The organism is Curtobacterium sp. MCBA15_012 (assembly GCF_001864935.2).
Lineage (GTDB): Bacteria > Actinomycetota > Actinomycetes > Actinomycetales > Microbacteriaceae > Curtobacterium.
This window is the reverse complement of sequence record NZ_CP126267.1, coordinates 2,352,986-2,371,830: the sequence shown is the minus strand read 5'-3', so window position 1 is coordinate 2,371,830 and position 18,845 is coordinate 2,352,986. Positions and strand designations below refer to the sequence as shown.

Sequence of the window (18,845 nt, the reverse complement as noted above, 5' to 3'; positions counted from 1 at the left end):
GCAGGGTACGGCCTGTCCGGGTCTGCCGGTCGGTCCGCGCCCGACCGGGCGTGGACAACAGCTGCCCAGTATAGACAATCCGCTGTCACCGGACGGTGGGACGACGGAAGGAACACACAGCATGGCGTTGCGGGTCGGGGTCATCGGTGGAGGTCAGCTGGCACGGATGATGGTGCCGGCCGCCGTGGAGCTGGGCATCGACATCCGGGTGCTCGCCGAGGGGCCGGGCATGTCGGCGGCCATCGCGGCGACCGCCGAGGGCGACTACCACGACGCCGAGACCGTGCTCGCCTTCGCGCGGGACGTCGACGTCGTGACCTTCGACCACGAGCACGTGCCGCAGGACGTGCTGCGTCGGCTCGAGGAAGCGGGCGTCGCGGTCCGGCCCGGACCGGCACCGCTCGCGGTCGCACAGGACAAGATCGTGATGCGCCGTCGCCTCAGCGACCTCGGGATCGCCGTGCCGGACTGGGCAGCGGTGCACGACGCCGAGGAGCTCGGCCGGTTCCTGGCCGACCACGGGGGTCGTGCCGTGGTGAAGACCCCGCGCGGGGGCTACGACGGCAAGGGCGTCCGGGTCGTCTCGGACCCCGCCGACGTCGCCGACTGGTTCGTCGCGGTCGCGGAGGCCGCCGGTGACCAGGCCCTGCTCGTCGAGGAGCTCGTGCCCTTCACCCGGGAACTCGCGCAGTCCGTCGCCCGTCGCCCGTCCGGCGAGGTCGTCGCCTGGCCGCTCGTCGAGACCGTGCAGCGTGACGGCGTCTGTGCCGAGGTGCTCGCCCCGGCCCCGGACAGCGCCGGGCGACTCGCGGACGTCGCCGAGGAGACCGCGGTGCGGATCGCGACCGAGCTCGGCGTCACCGGCGTCCTCGCCGTGGAACTGTTCCAGACCGCGGACGACCGTCTGCTGGTCAACGAGCTGGCGATGCGTCCGCACAACACCGGGCACTGGACGATCGACGGCGCGACGACGAGCCAGTTCGAGCAGCACCTGCGGGCCGTGCTCGACCTGCCGCTCGGCGCGACGGGAGCCCATGCTCCGGCCGCCGTGATGATCAACGTGCTCGGGGGGCCCGGCGACGGCGACCTCGCGGCGCGCTACCCGGCAGCGCTGGCCGCCTTCCCGGAGGCGAAGTACCACTTCTACGGCAAGGAGCCGCGGCCCGGCCGCAAGATCGGTCACGTGACGGTGCTCGGTGACGACCTCGAGGACGTCGTCTACCGGGCGCGCTCGGCCGCCGCGCACTTCGACGACTGAGCCGGCCGGGGCGCTCGGCTAGGCTCGTGCCGTGACCGGAAGCGCAGCCGCCCCCCTCGTCTCCATCATCATGGGTTCCGACTCGGACTGGCCCACCATGCGGGCCGCCGCGGACACCCTCGACCAGCTCGGCATCCCGTTCGAGGCGGACGTCGTCTCGGCACACCGGACCCCCGACAAGATGGTCCGGTTCGCCCGGGCCGCCGCCGGCCGGGGGATCCGCGTCGTGATCGCCGGGGCCGGGGGTGCCGCACACCTGCCCGGCATGGTGGCCTCGATGACGACCCTGCCCGTGATCGGCGTGCCGGTGCAGCTGGCACGCCTCGACGGCCTCGACTCGCTGCTGTCGATCGTGCAGATGCCGGCCGGGATCCCGGTCGCCACGGTCGCGATCAACGGGGCTGCGAACGCCGGTCTGCTGGCGGCGCGCATCATCGGGTCGTCGGACCCCGCCGTCGCGGAGCGCCTCGCCGAACACGCTGCGGAACTCGAGCAGCTCGTCGAGGAGAAGGCCGCCCGCCTGCGCGACGCGCTCTGACGGCGGGCCGGTCCCGCACCGGGCACCGCTCGCCACCGTCGCGATCGGGCACCGGGTGACCGCCCACCGGGCGCAGGCCGCACGGCGGGGCCGCCCCGCGCCTCCCGGCCGGGACCCGGTGACCACCAGACAGACCGTCCGCCGCAGGGGCGACCACCGGACGGAGCGTCCGCAGGAGCGACCGCGCCGGCGCGTCCGCGCACCGAGCGGTCGGCGCGCCTACAGGTCCGCGTGCAGCTGCCAGGTCGCGACGGCGCTGTCCCGCCAGTCGTACATGCGCGCCCGGTCCGGCCCGGCGATCGCCATCCGGTCCGCGAGCACCCGGTCGCTGACGACCTGGTAGACCGCCTGGGCGAGCCGCTCCGGGTAGGAGTCCAGCGGGTCCCGCTCGACGGTGACGCCCGCGTCCGCGGCGACCTCGCGCACCGCGGGGTCGTCCGAGTGCACGACCGGGGTGCCGAAGTGCATCGCCTCGATGACCGGCAGGCCGAACCCCTCGGCGAGGCTCGGGAACACGAACACCGTTGCCCGGTCGTAGGCGACGGCGAGGTCGGCGTCCGACAGCCGGCCGAGCACGAGCAGGCGCTCGCGGGGGAGCCCCGCCGCCTCGGCGAGCCCGTACACGTCGACGTCGCCCCAGCCGTCCGGCCCGGCGATGACGAGCGGCACGTCCGAGGGTGCGTCCGGGTGGGCCATGGCGGTGATCAGGTGCCGGAGGCCCTTGCGCGGTTCGAGCGTCCCGACCGCGAGCACGTAGCGCTCCGGGAGCCCGAGGCGCTCGGCGCGCACGTCGGCGTCGACGGGCACCTGCAGTCGCGGGCTCGGGGCGCCGCCGATCACCCGGAGGCGGTCGTCGAAGCGCCGGATCTCGTTGAGGGCTGCGGCGACCGCGTGGGTCGGCACGACGACGGCGTCGGCGTGCTTCCACGCACGGTGCACCATCGCCTTGTGGAAGTGCACGCCGCGGGGCGTGAGCGTCTCGGGGTGCGTCCACGGCACCGTGTCGTGCACCGTGACGACGACCTGTCGGCCGGGCTCGGCCACGCGGTCGTGCCGGACGAGGGGAGCGAGCACGCTCGGCGCGTGCACCAGGCCCTGCGCGGCGGAGCCGACGATCCCGGCCTGCCACGCCAGCGAGAGCTCGCGGCGGGGGAGCGCGAGCCGCTGCAGCTCGGTCAGCCCGGGGAGCAGCGTCGTGATGCGCTCGAGGTCGGCCGGCGAGCACGCGGACACGATGCCCTCGACCTCGCAGCCGGACGGTGCGGTGGCGATGAGCTGCCGGGTGAGTTCCTCCGCGTAGCGGCCGATCCCGCCGGGGACCGGGGCGATCACCTGGTCCACGATCATGCGGAGGGTCGTCATTCGGGTGGTTCCTTCCGGGGCGGACCGACCGGCGGCGCGGCCCGTCGGGCCCCGACACTACCAGGGGCGGTCTGGAGGCTCGGGGCCGGGTCGCGGGGTGCACCCGGCCCGTCGCGCGGCGACGGGCCGGGTACGGGTCGGTCAGCGGCTGAGCGCGCCGGCCTGGACGGCCGCGGTCAGTGCCTCGCGCCAGTCGCGCATCGGTGCCATGCCCGCACGCGCCCAGCCCTCGTGCCCGAGGACGCTGTACGCGGGCCGGGCGGCGGGACGCACGAAGGCGCCGCTGTCGGTCGGCAGCACGCGCTCCGGGTCCAGACCGTTCTCGGCGAAGATCGCCCGGGTGAAGTCGAACCAGGACGCCTGGCCCGCGTTCGTGCCGTGGTAGATCCCGGCGGGAGCGTCCGAGCGGGCGAGCTCGACGATCCGGGCCGCGAGGTCGCCGGTCCACGTCGGCTGCCCGACCTGGTCGGTCACGACGCTGACGGTCTCGTGCGAGGCGGCGAGCCGGAGCATCGTCGCGGCGAAGTTCGGCCCGTGCGCGCCGTAGATCCACGCGGTCCGCACGACGTACGACGAGTCCGGTGCGATCTCGCGCACCAGGCGCTCGCCGTCGGCCTTGGTACGGCCGTAGGCGTTGATCGGGTCGGTCGGCGCGTCCTCGGCGTAGGGCGCGGTGCCGTGGCCGTCGAAGACGTAGTCGGTCGACACGGTGATCAGTCGCGCACCGTGTCGCACCGCCGCACGGGCGAGCAGCTCGGGCCCGGTGGCGTTCACCGCGTGCGCGTCGTCCTCGTGCGTCTCGGCGTCGTCCACCTTGGTGTACGCGGCCGAGTTGATGACGACGTCGTGCCCGGCGACGGCCGCGTCGACCGCGTCCGCGTCGGTGACGTCCAGGTCGGCCCGGCCGAGGGCCGTCACCGACTCACCCGCGAGGGCGTGCTGCAGGTCCTGGCCGAGCATGCCGCTCGCGCCGGTGATGAGGTACCGGGTCATGGTGTCGGTCCGGCTCACGCGAGCGCGGCCCGCTCCTTCAGCGGCTCCCACCACGAACGGTTGTCGCGGTACCACTGCACGACGTCCGCGAGGCCCTGCTCGAAGGGCACCTGCGGCTCGTAGCCGAGCTCGGCCTGGATCTTCGAGATGTCGACCGAGTAGCGGAGGTCGTGACCGAGGCGGTCCTGGACGCGGTCGACGTACGACCAGTCCTTGCCGGTGGCGTCGAGGAGCAGCTGGGTGAGCTCCTTGTTCGTCAGCTCGGTGCCGCCGCCGATGTTGTAGATCTCGCCGGCGCGACCGCGGGTGAGCACCATCGCGATGCCACGCGTGTGGTCGTCGACGTGCAGCCAGTCGCGGATGTTGTCGCCCTCGCCGTAGAGCGGCACGTGGCGGTCGTCGATCAGGTTCGTCACGAAGAGCGGGATGACCTTCTCGGGGAAGTGGTACGGCCCGTAGTTGTTCGAGCAGCGCGTGATCGAGAGGTTCAGCCCGTGGGTGCGGTGGTAGCTCCGCGCGAGCAGGTCGCTGCCGGCCTTCGATGCCGAGTACGGCGAGTTCGGCTCGAGCGGGCGCTCCTCGTCCCACGAGCCCTCGCTGATCGAGCCGTAGACCTCGTCGGTGGAGACGTGCACGAAGCGCTCCGTGCCGTGGCGCAGCGCCGCGTCGAGCAGACGCTGGGTGCCGACGACGTTCGTCTCGACGAAGATGCCGGAGTCGCGGACCGAGCGGTCGACGTGCGACTCGGCGGCGAAGTGCACGATCGCGTCGACGGTCGGGACGACCTCGTCGAGCTTCGCGGCGTCGCGGATGTCGCCCTGCACGAAGGAGTAGCGCGGCGAGTCGGCCACCGGTGCCAGGTTCTCGAGGTTGCCCGAGTAGGTCAGGGCGTCGTAGACGACGACCTCGGCCCCTTCGAGGCCGGCGTAGGCGTCCTCGAGGGTTCTGCGGACGAAGTTCGAGCCGATGAAGCCGGCCCCTCCGGTGACGAGGATCTTCACGCGCTTGTTCCTAACAGTGATCGGTTCGACGGTCGGCGGGCAGTCTAGCGGGAGCGTGTCCGCACCGACGGCCGGTTGCTAGGGTGTCCGGGTGCAGATCCGCGAACTGAAGATCCAAGGCGCGTGGGAGTTCACCCCCGTCCAGCACGGCGACGCACGGGGGGCCTTCCTCGAGGCGTACCGTGCCGACGTGCTGGAGGACACCGTGGGACACCCGCTCGACCTCCGCCAGGTGAACATGTCGATCTCGGCGCGCGGGGTCGCGCGCGGGATCCACTACGCGCTCGTCGCGCCGAGCCAGGCGAAGTACGTCACGGCCGTCCGCGGGGCGTTCATCGACTACATCGTCGACATCCGGGTCGGCTCGCCGACGTTCGGCCAGTGGGACTCCGTGCGCATCGACGACGTCGACCGCCGGGCGGTGTACCTGTCCGAGGGCCTCGGTCACGCGATCGTCGCCCTCGAGGACCAGTCCACGGTCAACTACCTCGTCAGCGCCCACTACGACCCGCAGCGCGAGAAGGGGATCAGCATCCTCGACCCGACCGTCGGTCTCGAGCTCCCGAGCGGCATCGGCGAGCCCGTCCTGTCCGAGAAGGACACGAGCGCACCGACGCTCGAGCAGGCCGCCGAGCAGGGCCTGCTTCCGACGTACGAGGAGTGCGTCGCGTACACCGAGTCCCTCCGGACGAAGCAGTAAAGGGGTCCCCGTGAAGGGCATCATCCTCGCCGGGGGTTCCGGCACGCGTCTCTGGCCGATCACGAAGGGCATCAGCAAGCAGCTGATGCCGATCTACGACAAGCCGATGATCTACTACCCCCTGTCGACGCTCATGATGGCGGGCATCCGCGAGGTCCTGGTCATCACGACGCCGGAGTACAACGAGCAGTTCCGCGCCCTGCTCGGCGACGGCTCGCACCTCGGCATGACGATCGAGTTCGCCGTCCAGCCCTCGCCCGACGGTCTCGCGCAGGCGTTCGTCATCGGCGAGGAGTTCATCGGCGACGACAGCGTCGCGCTCGTCCTCGGCGACAACATCTTCCACGGCACGGGTCTCGGCACGAACCTGCGGAAGAACACCGAGGTGGCCGGTGCCACGATCTTCGCGTACCAGGTCGCCGACCCGACCGCGTACGGCGTGGTCGAGTTCGACGACGAGTTCCGCGCGCTGTCCATCGAGGAGAAGCCGGAGCAGCCGAAGTCCGACTACGCGGTGCCCGGTCTGTACTTCTACGACAACCGCGTCGTCGAGATCGCGAAGACGATCGAGCCGAGCGCGCGCGGTGAGCTCGAGATCTCCACGGTCAACGAGCGCTACCTCGAGGACGGCTCCCTGAGCGTGCAGGTCCTGGACCGTGGCACGGCGTGGCTGGACACCGGCACGTTCGAGTCGATGATGCAGGCGTCCGAGTACGTCAAGGTCATCGAGGACCGCCAGGGCAGCAAGATCGGCTGCATCGAGGAGATCGCCTGGCGCAACGGCTGGATCGACGACGACGCGCTCGCGCAGATCGCCGCGCCGCTGGTCAAGAGCGGGTACGGCGTGTACCTGCGTCGACTCCTCGGCCGCTGACCGCGACCGTCCGACAGGACACCTGACACAGGACGCCCCGGCCTCGACGAGGCCGGGGCGTCCTGCACGTGCCGGAGGCGTCGGGACGGGGTCAGCGCTGCCCGCGGGTGACCCAGCGCGCGCGTGCGGTGAGCCCGACGCGGAGCACGAGCCGCAGGGGCGCGAGCCACCACGCGTCGTACCGACGGGACAGGAAGCGGTAGGCGCTCCTGTGGTGCTCGCGCTCCATCCGCTTCACGTTGCGGGCCGTCGAGTGCGCGCCGCTGTGCGTGACGACGGCGCTCGGGACGTACCGGTTCGCCCAGCCGGCCTCGGTGACGCGGGCGCCGAGGTCGACGTCCTCGAAGTACATGAAGTAGCCCTCGTCGAACCCGCCGAGCGCCGCGAAGCGGTCCCGCCGGACGAGCAGGCACGCCCCGGAGAGCCACCCGGCGTCGCGCTCGCGGTCGGTGTCCCGTTCGGCCTTGTACCGCACCGACCACGGGTTGCCCGGCCACATCCGTCCGAACGCGGCGTGCCCGATCCCGGTCCGGATCGACGGCAGGTTCCGCGCCGACGGGTACACCTCGCCGTCGGCGTCGATGATGCGCGGGCCGAAGACGGCGCCGCCCGGGGTCCGGGTCGCGGCCTCGACGAGGGTGCCGATCGCACCGGGGGTGACCTCGACGTCCGGGTTGGACACGAGCACGTACTCGACGTCGGCGCCGAGCGTCGCCACGCCCGCCGCGACACCGCCGCCGTAGCCGCGGTTGTCGGGCAGGTCGACGAACCGGGCACCGTGGCGCTCGGCGACGGCCCGCTCGGCGGCCTGCTCCGACGAGGCGTTGTCGACGACGACCACGTCGACGTCGGCGTACCCGTCGGACGCACGCACGCTCGCGAGGAAGCCGTCGAGGGCGTCGGTCGAGTCGTACGCGACGGTGACGACTGCGACGCGGCTCATCGCGCGCTCCGGAAGGCGTCGAGGTGGGCGCGCGCGGTCGCGGCCCAGGTGAACCCGGCGGCGCGGGTGACCGCTGCCGTGCCGAGTGCGTCGCGGCGGTCGGGGTCGGCGAGGAGCGAGCGGAGCGCCTCGGCGATCGCTGCCGCGTCGGGTTCGGTGTACGCGACGGCGTCGCCGCCGACCTCGGGCAGTGCGGTGCGGTCGGTGGTCAGCACGCACGCGCCCGTCGCCATCGCCTCGAGCACGGGCAGCCCGAAGCCCTCGGCGGAGCTCGGGTAGGCCACGACCGTGGCGCCGCCGAGCAGACCGGGCAGGGTCTCGACGGGCAGGTAGCCGACCTCGTGCACGCCGTCCTGCGGCCCCACGGCGTCGAGGGCGGCGGCCGCGACCGGGTCCCACCCGCGCTGTCCCGCGACGACGAGGTCGGGCGTGTCCGGGTGGTCGCGACGGAGCCGGCGGTGGGCCTCGACGAGCGGGCCGACGTTCTTGCGCGGTTCGATCGTGCCCAGGAACGCGATCCACCCGCGCCCGGGGTCGACGCCGACCTCCGCTGCCGAGGCCGCGACGTCGGCGTCGCTCGGCTCGTGGAAGACCCGGCGGTCGACGCCGTGGTGTGCCACCGCGAGCTCGGCCCGCACCGGTCGGACGTGGGCGCGGAGGGCGTCGGCGGTCGCGGCGCTCGGCACGAGGCAGACGCGGCGACGAGCGAGTGCGGCGCGGGTCCAGGCGCGGAAGAACCAGCGCTTGAGCGGCACGTGCGCGCCCGGGTCGGTGAAGAAGGTCGCGTCGTGCAGCGTGACGACCGTGCGGTGCGCCAGGAGCGGGAACGTGTAGTGGGGGGAGTGCAGCACCCGGGCGCCGGCGCGCAGGCGGAGCAGGGGGAGTCCGAACTGCTCCCAGACGAAGCGCAGCGGTCGCGAACGGATCCAGTCCGGGGCCACGGTGATGCGCGCCGACGGGGCGATCGCCCGGAAGTGCTCGACGTGTCCGCGGCGCACGACGAGCGCGAACGGCGCACCGAGTTCGTGCAGGCCGGCGACGAGCCCCTCGAGGTAGCGCCCCACGCCCCCGAGACGTTCCGGCACCGCCGTCCCGTCGATCAGCAGCGGAACGGTCATGGAGCTGTACGGTTCCTCTCGGCTGGCAGGGCAGCGTCAAGCATAACGGACCCCGCCAGCCGCTACGCTCGCTCAGGTGACCACAACCCGTGTCCCTGCTCGCGCGCGCGTGCTCCTCATCGTGGGCGAGCCGATCTCCGAGCGCCTCGCCGGCCCGGCGATCCGCGCGTGGGAGATCGCCCGCGCGCTCACCGCCCGCAACCACCACGTGACCATCGCGTCCTCACGGTCCGTCTCGCGCGAGGGCGAGGGCTTCCGCGTCGTCGAGTTCCGCGGCGACAACGCCGAGGCGCTGGTCGACGAGTCCGACGTCGTCGTCTTCCAGGGCGGCTTCTACGCCTCGATGCCCTGGTTGGCGGTGCGCCCGCAGATCCAGGTGATGGACCTCTACGACCCGTTCCACCTGGAGTTCCTCGGGCGCCAGCACGGCTTCGACCGCGACGAGGAGACCCGCGTCGTGAGCGAGCTGACGAAGGAGCTCAACGCGCAGCTCTCCCGGGCCGACCTGGTGCTCTGCGCCAACGACCGACAGCGGGACCTCTGGATCGGCCAGCTGGCCGCGCTCGGTCGGGTGCGCCCGGTGAACGGTCGCGCCGGCGCGGCGGCGGGTGACGGCAGCGGGAGCATCGACGACCTCGTGCGCATCGCCCCGTTCGGGGTCACCGACCAGCCCTTCGAACCGACGACGGGTGTCCTGCGCGGTGTCGTCGACGGGATCGGCACCGACGACTTCGTCCTCGTCTGGGGCGGCGGCATCTACGACTGGTTCGACCCGCTGACCCTCATCCGCGCGGTCGACGTCGCACGGCACGAGGTCCCCGAGCTGCGGCTGTTCTTCATGGCGAAGGTGCACCCGAACGCCTGGCTCGACGGACACGCGGTCCCGGACCAGGCGGTCAGCCTGGCCCGCGAGCTCGGGATCCTCGGGACGCACGTGGTGTTCAACGAGGAGTGGGTGCCCTACGACGAGCGCGCCGGCTACCTCGCCGAGGCCGACGTGGGGGTCACCACACACCCCGCGGGGCTCGAGACCCGCTTCAGCTTCCGCACCCGCAACCTCGACTACCTGTGGGCCGGCCTGCCGATCATCACGAGCGAGGGCGACGTGTTCGCCGACCTCGTCGAGCAGCACGGCAACGGGATCACCGTGCCGGTCGGCGACGTGGACGCCCTGGCCGCGGCGATCGTCCGGGCTGCCCGCGACGCACCGGCCCGCGAGGCGTGGGCGGCTGCGTCCCGCGACCTCGCGACCGCGATGACCTGGGAGCGCGTGCTCGGCCCGCTGCTCGACTTCATGGACGCGCCCGAGCGCAGCCAGGTGCCGATCTGGAACATGGTCGAGGACCCGCCGCCGCTGCCGGCACGCACCCGTCTGGACGAAGTGCGGACCTTCGCACGGCTGCTGCGGCAGGGCGGGCCGCGCCTGGTCGCGGAACGGGTCCGGGACCGCGTGCGCCGCGAGGCGCTGCGGCTCAGCTCCAAGCGCTGACCGCGCCGCGCTGCGCGCGGACTGCGTCGCGTCCGGGACGACGACGGGCCGGACGCGACCAGCGGAGGCGGGGCGCGCCTCCCGACCGGGTCAGCCGTCGAGTCGGGGACGCGGCGCGGTGGCGGTCCGGTCGATGGTGCGTCGGGCGCGGAGCGCGGCCGGGAGGCGCGTCACGGCCTGGGCGAGTCCGTGCCGCTCGGCGCGCCCACGGTCGCGTGCGCGCGGGTCGCGGGCCGCGCTGTCGAGGGCGGTGCGGACGACCGTCCGCGCCACGGCGCGGGCGACGACGCCCCACGGGGCGTTCTTGACCGCCACGACCACGCGGTTCCGCGTGTTGGCGGTGACGAACCCCGCCGACCCGGTCCCGAGCGAGGACGCGTGCCGGTGCACCGCGACCGCGTCGCCGACGAACCGGACGCCGTGCCCGAGACGGCGCAGTCGCCAGCTGAGGTCGGTGTCCTCGTAGTACATGAAGAGCGACTCGTCGAACCCGCCGGCCTGGCGGAACGCCGGCATCGCGATCGCACAGGCGCCGCCGCAGAAGCCGAACACCTCCGGGTCGGCGTCGGCGGGGTGCGGGACGAGCCAGTCCCGGTCGCCGCCGTTGCCGGACCGGTCGACGACGTTGCCGGTCGAGTTGGTGCGGACCGGTTCGCCGGGCTCGGCGCGCAGGAGGATCCTGGCCGTCGTGGCGCCGGTGACGCTGCCGTCGAGGACCGGGGCGGTCAGGGCCCGGAGGAAGCCGGGCCGCGCGACCGCGTCGTTGTTGAGCAGCACGAGCACGTCGGCGGTCGAGGCACCCGCGGCGAGGTCGACACCCGCGCCGAAGCCGCCGTTGACGGGGCTCTCCAGGACGCGCACCCCGGGCAGGGCGCTCCGCAGCCGCTCGACCGAGCCGTCGCCGGACGCGTTGTCGACGACCGTGACGACGGCGTCGACCTCCGCGAGCTGGGGGAGGAGCGACTCGACGCACTCGATCGTCAGGTCCGCGCGGCGCCAGTTGACGACGACGACCTCGACCGCGGGCGACACCGGCGTCAGAACTGGATCGCGGCTGCGGCGCCGATCGGACCGTACGAGCTGCTGTTCGGGCGGACGGTGAAGGTCGCGCCCTCGGTGAGGCGGTGGATCTCCTGGCCGCCGCGGCCGAACAGCGCGCTGGTGACGCGGTACTCGCCGCCGCCGAGACGGACGTCGGAGAACGTGAAGCGCACCGTCCGGGAGCCCTGGAACGACGGTGTCGGCACCTTGAGCATGTCGGTGTGCGTGCCGACCACGACCTGCCCGAACGGGTTGTCGACGTGCACGCCGATGCCCCAGTCGTCGAGCTGCGTCTTCGCGTCGAGCTCGACGTCGATGGTGAGCGGACGGTCCGGTGCGACGACGACCTGGTCGGTGCTCCGGTCGTGCTCGCCGTCGACCACGATCGAACGCACCCGGGCGATGTCGAACGCGGGGGCCGCGGCCTGGGCCGGACGCTCGGCGTTGGCGGCGTCCGCGTCGATGGTGGTCTGGAACCCGGAGCGCAGCACGCTCACGGCGTCCGTCGGGTCGCCGTCGAACATGACGTTGCCCCGGGCGAGCACGAGCGCGCGGGAGCAGAGGTCGGTGATCTGGTTCAGCGTGTGCGTGACGAGCACGATCGTCCGGCCCTCGGCCTGGAACGACGCGATCTTGTCGAGGCACTTCTTCTGGAACGCCTCGTCGCCGACGGCGAGGACCTCGTCCACGAGGAGCAGGTCGGGGTCGACGTGCACCGCGACGGCGAACGCGAGCCGGACGTACATGCCGCTCGAGTAGAACTTCACCTGCGTGTCGATGAACTCCGCGATGCCCGAGAAGTCGACGATGTCGTCGAAGTAGCGGTCGGTCTGGGTGCGCGAGAGCCCGAGGATCGACGCGTTCAGGTAGACGTTCTCGCGGCCGGTCAGGTCGGCGTGGAAGCCCGCGCCGAGCTCGAGCAGCGCGGCCATCCGACCCCGGCGCACGACGGAGCCGCTCGTCGGCTGGATGATCCCGCCGATGGTCTTCAGCAGCGTCGACTTGCCCGAGCCGTTCGGCCCGATGAGCCCGACCGTCGAGCCGGAGTCGATCTCGAGGTCGACGTTGCGGAGGGCCCAGAAGTCCTCACGGAACGCGCTGTTCCGACCGGCGCTGAGGACGCGCTCCTTGAGGCTCTTCTCCTTGTGCAGCACGAACCGCTTGGAGACGTCCTGGACGCGGACGATGGGGGTGGCGGGGGACATCGATCAGAGCTCCTGGGCGAAGTTGCCCTGCAGGCGGGAGAAGACCCGCTGCGAGACGAACAGCAGCACGAGGCCGACGACGAGCGCGACGAGCATGCGGGTGGCGAGGTGGTCCGGCGTGGTGCCGTGGCTCGTCTCGCCCCACATCGCCTGCTGGAAGCCGATCACGGCGATGGTGACGGGGTTGTTGAGGTAGATCTCGGTGAGCCAGCCGGGCACGCGGTCGGCGACCTGCGTCCACGAGTAGACGATCGGCGAGCCCCACATGGCGAGCATGAGCACGACCTCGACGAGGTACTGGACGTCGCGGAGGTACACGTTCAGGGCGCCGAGCAGGAGCGCGAGCGCGACGGCGTACACGATCGTCAGGACGAGGGCACCCACGCCGTAGAGCAGGTCCCAGCCGAACGCCACGGTCTGCAGCGCGAGCGCCGCGACGAGCAGGATGGCGAACTGGATGAGGAAGTTGAACAGCGACGACCCGACCGAGGACAGCGTGAAGATCTCGCGCGGCAGGTAGACCTTCTTGACGAGCCCCGCGTTCACCACGATGGACGCGGTGCCGGCGCCGACGATCTCCTGGAAGACGGTGAAGATCGTCAGGCCGGAGAAGATGTAGATCGCGAAGTTGTCGATCGCCTTGGCGTTGCCGAGGAACGTCCCGAGCACCACGTAGTAGATGAACAGCTGCGTGAGCGGCCGGGCGAGGCTCCAGAGGAAGCCGAGCGACGAGTCCTTGTACCGGGCCTTCAGCTCGCGCTTCGTGAGCATGCCGAGCAGTTCGCGCTGGACCCAGATGTCGCGGACGGTGTTGGCGAACCCGACGAGTCCGCTGCCGTTCGCCCCGGCGTGCTGCCAGGGCTCGGTGGCGAGCCGCTCCGCACGTTCGTTGGCCACTGCGCTCGCGTCTGGCATGTGCTGCGGTCTCCTCACGGGGGCTTCGGTCACGCGGACGCGCAGACCGGCGGCGACCTGACGATCGCCGCGGAGATACTACGATAGACCGCCTGGAGCAGCGGTCCGACCCTCGCTCCTCGCGATCGGAAGGGGCGACATCATCAGGATCCGAACGTGGGCCGGGGCGAAGCGACGCCTGGGGCGGTACCGCATCAGCCTCGGACGGGCACTGCTCCGCGAGGCCGCCGCCGCCGAGACCGCGGCCCTGCCGTCCTACGACTTCGGCACCTGGGTGCAGCGACGCTCCGGCGGCCGCTTCGTCGGGTTCCCCGAGCACTGGCGCGACCTGGTCGCCGCGGCCGACCGCGATCGCACCCCGGCGGAGCGCGACGCGCCCCCGCGCGTGGCGGTCGTGCTGCACGTGCACTACCCGGAACTGCTGCCCGGGCTCGTCGAGCGACTGCGGTCCGTGCCCGAGCCGTTCGACCTCGTGGTCACGGTGACCGAGGGCGTGGACGTCGCGGTCGACACGAGCGCGCTCGACCTGGTGCGCCGCGTCGTCGTCCTGCCGATCGAGAACCGCGGTCGCGACGTCCTGCCGCTCGTGTCCGTCGTGAACGCGGGGCTGCTCGACGGCTACGACGCCGTGCTCAAGGTGCACACGAAGCGATCGGCCTGGCGCGCCGACCACGAGTCGCTGCAGGGGAGCGGAGCCGACTGGCGCGACGAACTGCTCGACGCCGTGCTCGGCGACCGCGACCAGGTCGCGCGCGTGATCGAGGCGCTCCGGCACACCGACGCGGGCATGGTGACCTCGGGCGCGTCCATCGTCGGTGCCGAGCACTGGGGCGCCGACGAGCACGGCGTCCGGTCGCTGCTGCGACGCCTCGAGCTCGAGGACCTCGTCATCGACCTGCGGTTCCCGGCCGGCTCGGTGTACTGGACGAAGGGCTTCGTGCTCCGCGGCCTCCGTGCCCTGCGGATGGACCGCGACGACTTCCCGGACGAGCGCGGCGAGATCGACGGCACCACGGCGCACGCCGTCGAGCGGCTGCTCGGGGTGCTCACCGTGGAGAGCGGTCTGACCGTGTCGGCCGTCGACGACCTGCCCGCACGACGGCCCGAGCCGGCGGTGCGCGCCGAGCTCGTGCCCTTCTACCTGCCGCAGTTCCACACCTTCCCGGAGAACGACGCGTGGTGGGGCGCCGGCTTCACCGAGTGGACGAACGTCACGCGCGCCGTCCCCGACTACCACGGGCACGCGCAGCCGATGCTGCCCGGCGCGCTCGGGTTCTACGACCTGCACCGCGACGAGGTCCGGGCCGCCCAGACCCGCCTCGCGCGGGACGCCGGCATCGGGGCGTTCATGTACTACCACTACTGGTTCGCGGGCAAGCGCCTGATGGACATGCCGCTCGAGCGCCTCGCCGCGAGCGACACCGACCAGCGGTTCTGCGTGATGTGGGCGAACGAGGACTGGACCCGCACCTGGGACGGCCGGGGCGACAGCGTCCTGATCGCCCAGGACTACGACCAGGTCCCCGCCGAGGACTTCATCGACCACCTGCTCCCGCTGCTGGGCGACCCGCGCTGGTTCCGCATCCGCGGCGCCGCCGTGATCGCGGTGTACCGCCCGGCACACCTGCCGGACCACCGCGCGACCATCGCGGAGTGGCGTCGGCGTGCGGACGCGGCCGGCGTCGGACCGCTGCACGTGCTCGGCGTGGACGTCGGCGCGGTGTTCGACGGGCTCGACGCCGACGGCATCGAGGACTCCGGGCTCGACGGACTGATGGGCTTCCCGCCGCACAACCACGAGTGGCACTGGAAGGAGCAGGGGCAGCTCGGGGTCCGTCCGGACTTCGCGGGCCGCATCCTCAGCTACCGGGGCACGGCGGACGGGGCGATCTCGCGCCTGCGCCTCCCGGAGGGGTACGGCGCGGTGGCCCCCGGCGTGATGGTCGGGTTCGACAACACGGCTCGGCGGCAGCTCGCTCCCGACGTCTGGTACGGAGCGAACCCCTTCACCTTCCGACGCTGGCTGGCCGAGGCCGTCCGGTCCGCGGAGCGGGTGACCCCGGACGCGCCCGTGGTGTTCCTCAACGCCTGGAACGAGTGGGCCGAGGGGGCCGTGCTCGAGCCGACCGAGCGGTACGGGGCGACCTACCTGGACGCCGTCGCGTCGGTCGGCGCCCGATGAGCACCCCCTAGACTGCCGGAGTCAACCGCCACCAGTGGGAGAAGGATCGTTGCTGCACAACTTCAGGGTCTGGGCCGTCGAGAGCGCACGGAAGTCGCTCCCGATGAACTCGCGAGGCCGCGGGATCGCGATCGCGAGCTACCACTCCTACAAGGGCGCGCGCTCCTGGGTGGCCGACACCCGGCAGCTGTTCGCCAAGGTCCCGCAGCGCTCCGCCGGGTTCGAGTCGTACCACGACTTCCTCGCGCAGCAGCGTCGCATCCCGCACGCACCGCTCGAGCGGATGTCGGAGACGCGGTTCGCCGTGGTCGTCGAGTCCACGGACCCCAAGGCCGACCAGGAGACCCGCGAGAGCGTCCAGGGTCAGCGCGGTGACGCGGACGTGCAGGTGGTCGTCGTGCCGCGCGGCACGACGTTCGAGCGCATCCTCGAGCAGACCGACGCCGACTTCTACATGTTCCTGCGCGGTGGGAGCGTGCTGCGCTCGAACGCGTTCACGGACATCGCCCGCCTGCACCGCATCGACCCGGCGCTCCGGCTCATCGTGCTCGACTCCGACCACATCGGCAAGCGCGGCCGTCGGACCTCGCCGCGGTTCCGCCCGATGTGGTCGCCCGAGATGCTCCTCGGCGCGAACTACGTCGGGCGCGCGTTCGCGGCGAGCCGGGCGACCGTCGCCCAGGTGCCGGAGGCGGACCTGTCCGACCGCGGTGTCTGGCGGTTCCTGCTCTCCGCCGACCTCGAGGAGCGCACCGTCGGCAACGTCTCGCGCGTGCTGCTCTCCGAGCGCGTCGACGAGACGGCGTGGCGCGCGCTGCCCGCCGACGCGGCGATGGTGCGCGAGGTGCTCGAGTCGCAGGGCCACACCGTCTCGACGCGACCGCAGGACGGCGTCGTCCGGGTCTCCTTCGAGCCGCAGGCGTGGCCGAAGGTGTCGATCGTCATCCCGACCCGGCACAACCGCGGCAACCTCGACCGCCTGCTGCCGAGCCTGGCCCGCACCGACTACCCCGAGTTCGACGTCACCGTCGTCGACAACGGCGGCGAGACCGAGGAGCGCGCGGCCTGGTACGCGGCCGGCGAGCACGGCATCGTGCCGAAGGTCATCTGGTGGACCGAGACGCCGTTCAACTACTCCCGCGTGAACAACGTGGGCGTGCGCTCGACCGACGGCGACGTCGTGGTGATGCTCAACGACGACACCGAGATCGTCGACCCGACGTGGCTCCGGGACATGGTCGGCATGCTCGAGCGCGACGGCGTCGCGACGGTGGGCATGCAGCACCGCCAGGGCGACGGGCTCATCCAGCACGGCGGCGTGATGGTCGGCCCGAACGGGTTCGCCGACAACCTGTTCACGGGCATGCGTCCCGGGAGCGAGACGCTGCTCGGCTCGACCCGGTGGTACCGCGACTCGCTCGCGGTCACGGGCGCGTGCGTCGCGATCAGCCGCGAGCACTTCGAGGCGGTGAACGGCCTCGACGAGCGCTTCATCCTCACCGGTAGCGACGTCGTGCTCGGCCTCGACCAGATCATCGCGGGCCGCCGCAACGTGGTCATCCCGTTCGACATGGTGCGCCACTACGAGTCGATCACCCGCGGCACCTCGGTGCCGATGGAGGACTTCTACGCCAGCTACTGGCGCTACCACCCGTGGCTCCAGAACGGCGACCCGTACTCGTCGCCGAACGTCTCCCGGCTGTCCGCGGTGCCGCGCTTCGCGAGCACCCGCGACCCGAAGCCGGTCCAGCTCGCCTTCGCGGTGCTCGGTCGGGCCTACACGAAGGTCGCGCAGAGCTCGTCGATCTCCGACGAGGCGAAGTCGCTGCTCGGCGTCGCCTCGATCACGCACGGGACCGTCGAACGCGTGCACGAACTGCACGCCCGGACGACCGGCCCGCGCGCCGTCCGGACGATCAACTGGTTCATCCCGGACGTCGACATGCCGTTCTTCGGCGGCCTGAACACCGCGTTCCGCCTGGCCGACAAGCTGACGCGCGAGCACGGCGTGCACCACCGTTTCATCGCGTACGCGCAGCCGAACGAGGCGTACATCAAGTCCGCCATCGCCGCGGCCTTCCCGTCGCTCGCCGAGTCCGAGGTGATGTTCTACGACGGGTCCGACGAGCAGATCGCCGCGGTTCCCGAGGCGGACGCCGCGATCGCGACGCTCTGGCTGACCGCGATGCACGTCGCGCGCTCGGACAGCGCACCGCGCAAGTTCTACCTCATGCAGGACTACGAGCCCGCGTTCTACCCGGCGTCGAGCATGTTCGCGATGGCCGAGGAGAGCTACCGGCTCGGCCTGTACGGCATCTGCAACACCGAGAGCATGCACCGCATCTACTCGGGGGAGTACGGCGGGAAGTCGATCCCGTTCACGCCGGCCGTCGACCGTTCGATCTACCACCCGGACGGACGCCGCGAGAAGGGCGAGGACGAGCCCGTCACGATCTTCGCGTACGCCCGCGACCACTTCCGCAACTGCTGGGAGCTCGTCTTCCAGGCGCTCACCGAGATCAAGCGCCGGCACGGCGACGGTGTGCGCATCGTCGCGGCCGGGGCACGGTACCTGCCGCAGAGCGCCGACTTCATCGACATGGGGCTGCTCGACTACCGCGCCACGGGTCGCGTCTACCGCGAGACCGACATCGGGCTCACCATGCAGATCTCGCGCCACCCGTCGTACCTGCCGCTCGAGCTCATGGCGAGCGGTGTGCCGATGGTCGCACCGGACAGCGAGTGGTTCACCTGGCTGTTCCGCGACGACGAGAACTCGCAGCTCACCATGCGGTCGCTCGACGACATGGTGGAGAACCTCGACACGCTGATCCGCGATGCGCAGCTCCGCCGCAAGCTCTCGGCGGGCGCACTGCGCACGATCGACGAGCACCACAGCTCGTGGGACCACGCGCTCGAGCACATCTACCCGTTCCTGGTGGACCCCGAGGGCGTCCTCGCCGAGCAGGCGCCGGCCCAGGCACCGGCCGGCACGCTCGCGGCAGCCGAGGCCGAGGCCGAAGCGGCAGCGCAGGCGGCACCGGCCGCCGACGCGGCCGACACCGCGGCCAGCAGCACGGACTGACTGGCTGACCGGAGCGGATCGACCGGAGCGGTCGCCGACGCGAGCAGCGGGGCGGACGGGAGGCGCGCCTCCCGTCCGCCCCGCTGCGTCCGTCAGCGGGTGGTCGCCCCGGACGCCTTCCCCCTCGGACAGCGTGTGGTC

15 protein-coding genes are annotated in these 18,845 nt (G+C 72.1%); 7 read left to right on the top strand and 8 right to left on the bottom strand.

Features of this window, described 5'->3' with window-relative positions; translation table 11 throughout:
• Positions 1 to 121: 121 nt before the first annotated feature.
• Entirely contained in the window at positions 122 to 1,258 is a 1,137-nt protein-coding gene (locus QOL15_RS10785) for a 5-(carboxyamino)imidazole ribonucleotide synthase (RefSeq protein WP_071247687.1), read from the top strand.
• A 70-nt stretch (positions 1,259 to 1,328) separates the two neighbouring features.
• Positions 1,329 to 1,796, top strand: coding sequence for a 5-(carboxyamino)imidazole ribonucleotide mutase (gene purE, locus QOL15_RS10780; protein WP_065960703.1), 468 nt, complete (start codon positions 1,329 to 1,331; stop codon positions 1,794 to 1,796).
• A 219-nt stretch (positions 1,797 to 2,015) separates the two neighbouring features.
• On the opposite strand, the gene QOL15_RS10775 is transcribed toward purE, so the two are convergent.
• The 3 genes from QOL15_RS10775 to rfbB all read right to left on the bottom strand — a co-directional run bounded on the left by QOL15_RS10775 (position 2,016) and on the right by rfbB (position 5,152).
• Entirely contained in the window at positions 2,016 to 3,158 is a 1,143-nt protein-coding gene (locus QOL15_RS10775; protein WP_071247690.1) for a glycosyltransferase family 1 protein, read from the bottom strand.
• A gap of 141 nt (positions 3,159 to 3,299) precedes the next feature.
• Complete coding sequence (rfbD, locus tag QOL15_RS10770; RefSeq protein ID WP_065960705.1) at positions 3,300 to 4,151, bottom strand: dTDP-4-dehydrorhamnose reductase; 852 nt, start codon at positions 4,149 to 4,151, stop codon at positions 3,300 to 3,302.
• Positions 4,152 to 4,165: 14 nt separating this feature from the next.
• Complete coding sequence (rfbB, locus tag QOL15_RS10765; protein ID WP_065960644.1) at positions 4,166 to 5,152, bottom strand: dTDP-glucose 4,6-dehydratase; 987 nt, start codon at positions 5,150 to 5,152, stop codon at positions 4,166 to 4,168.
• A 91-nt stretch (positions 5,153 to 5,243) separates the two neighbouring features.
• Here rfbB and QOL15_RS10760 point away from each other — a divergent pair, with 91 nt between their 5' ends.
• Both QOL15_RS10760 and rfbA read left to right on the top strand, forming a co-directional pair.
• Positions 5,244 to 5,852: a dTDP-4-dehydrorhamnose 3,5-epimerase family protein gene (locus QOL15_RS10760; RefSeq protein WP_065960647.1), complete on the top strand. Its 609-nt coding sequence runs from the start codon at positions 5,244 to 5,246 to the stop codon at positions 5,850 to 5,852.
• Positions 5,853 to 5,862: 10 nt separating this feature from the next.
• Positions 5,863 to 6,726 carry a glucose-1-phosphate thymidylyltransferase RfbA gene (gene rfbA, locus QOL15_RS10755; RefSeq protein WP_065960648.1) on the top strand — a complete coding sequence of 288 codons (864 nt, stop codon included), beginning with the start codon at positions 5,863 to 5,865 and terminating at the stop codon, positions 6,724 to 6,726.
• Positions 6,727 to 6,817: 91 nt separating this feature from the next.
• On the opposite strand, the gene QOL15_RS10750 is transcribed toward rfbA, so the two are convergent.
• Both QOL15_RS10750 and QOL15_RS10745 read right to left on the bottom strand, forming a co-directional pair.
• Positions 6,818 to 7,669, bottom strand: a complete 852-nt coding sequence (locus QOL15_RS10750) for a glycosyltransferase family 2 protein (protein WP_071247693.1) — start codon at positions 7,667 to 7,669, stop codon at positions 6,818 to 6,820.
• On the bottom strand, positions 7,666 to 8,787 hold the full coding sequence (locus QOL15_RS10745) for a glycosyltransferase family 1 protein (RefSeq protein WP_139197505.1): 1,122 nt from the start codon (positions 8,785 to 8,787) through the stop codon (positions 7,666 to 7,668). The genes QOL15_RS10750 and QOL15_RS10745 overlap by 4 nt, the downstream gene beginning before the upstream one ends.
• A 76-nt stretch (positions 8,788 to 8,863) precedes the next feature.
• Between QOL15_RS10745 and QOL15_RS10740 the strand changes: the two genes are divergently transcribed.
• Positions 8,864 to 10,276 (top strand): glycosyltransferase, encoded by a 1,413-nt coding sequence (locus QOL15_RS10740; RefSeq protein WP_071247696.1) that lies wholly within the window; start codon positions 8,864 to 8,866, stop codon positions 10,274 to 10,276.
• 90 nt (positions 10,277 to 10,366) lie between these two features.
• On the opposite strand, the gene QOL15_RS10735 is transcribed toward QOL15_RS10740, so the two are convergent.
• From QOL15_RS10735 to QOL15_RS10725, 3 genes are read right to left on the bottom strand one after another with little or no spacing between them, the layout of a single operon-like run.
• Complete coding sequence (locus tag QOL15_RS10735; protein WP_071247699.1) at positions 10,367 to 11,308, bottom strand: glycosyltransferase family 2 protein; 942 nt, start codon at positions 11,306 to 11,308, stop codon at positions 10,367 to 10,369.
• A 5-nt stretch (positions 11,309 to 11,313) separates the two neighbouring features.
• A complete protein-coding gene (locus QOL15_RS10730; protein ID WP_071247702.1) occupies positions 11,314 to 12,522 on the bottom strand; it encodes an ABC transporter ATP-binding protein in 1,209 nt (402 codons plus the stop codon).
• Positions 12,523 to 12,525: 3 nt separating this feature from the next.
• Complete coding sequence (locus QOL15_RS10725) at positions 12,526 to 13,437, bottom strand: ABC transporter permease (protein ID WP_083230068.1); 912 nt, start codon at positions 13,435 to 13,437, stop codon at positions 12,526 to 12,528.
• A 274-nt stretch (positions 13,438 to 13,711) separates the two neighbouring features.
• On the opposite strand from QOL15_RS10725, the gene QOL15_RS10720 reads away from it, so the two are divergent.
• Positions 13,712 to 15,619 (top strand): glycoside hydrolase family 99-like domain-containing protein, encoded by a 1,908-nt coding sequence (locus QOL15_RS10720; protein ID WP_254784124.1) that lies wholly within the window; start codon positions 13,712 to 13,714, stop codon positions 15,617 to 15,619.
• 49 nt (positions 15,620 to 15,668) lie between these two features.
• On the top strand, positions 15,669 to 18,704 hold the full coding sequence (locus QOL15_RS10715; RefSeq protein ID WP_065960664.1) for a glycosyltransferase: 3,036 nt from the start codon (positions 15,669 to 15,671) through the stop codon (positions 18,702 to 18,704).
• Positions 18,705 to 18,845: the final 141 nt, after the last annotated feature.

What these genes read in the sequence shown, in the direction of transcription:
- QOL15_RS10785 (WP_071247687.1), top strand. Translation starts at nt 122, where the DNA reads ATGGCGTTGCGGGTCGGGGTCATCGGTGGAGGTCAGCTGGCACGGATG.
- purE (WP_065960703.1), top strand. Translation starts at nt 1,329, where the DNA reads ATGGGTTCCGACTCGGACTGGCCCACCATGCGGGCCGCCGCGGACACC.
- QOL15_RS10775 (WP_071247690.1), bottom strand. Translation starts at nt 3,158, where the DNA reads ATGACGACCCTCCGCATGATCGTGGACCAGGTGATCGCCCCGGTCCCC.
- rfbD (WP_065960705.1), bottom strand. Translation starts at nt 4,151, where the DNA reads ATGACCCGGTACCTCATCACCGGCGCGAGCGGCATGCTCGGCCAGGAC.
- QOL15_RS10750 (WP_071247693.1), bottom strand. Translation starts at nt 7,669, where the DNA reads ATGAGCCGCGTCGCAGTCGTCACCGTCGCGTACGACTCGACCGACGCC.
- QOL15_RS10745 (WP_139197505.1), bottom strand. Translation starts at nt 8,787, where the DNA reads ATGACCGTTCCGCTGCTGATCGACGGGACGGCGGTGCCGGAACGTCTC.
- QOL15_RS10730 (WP_071247702.1), bottom strand. Translation starts at nt 12,522, where the DNA reads ATGTCCCCCGCCACCCCCATCGTCCGCGTCCAGGACGTCTCCAAGCGG.
- QOL15_RS10725 (WP_083230068.1), bottom strand. Translation starts at nt 13,437, where the DNA reads ATGCCAGACGCGAGCGCAGTGGCCAACGAACGTGCGGAGCGGCTCGCC.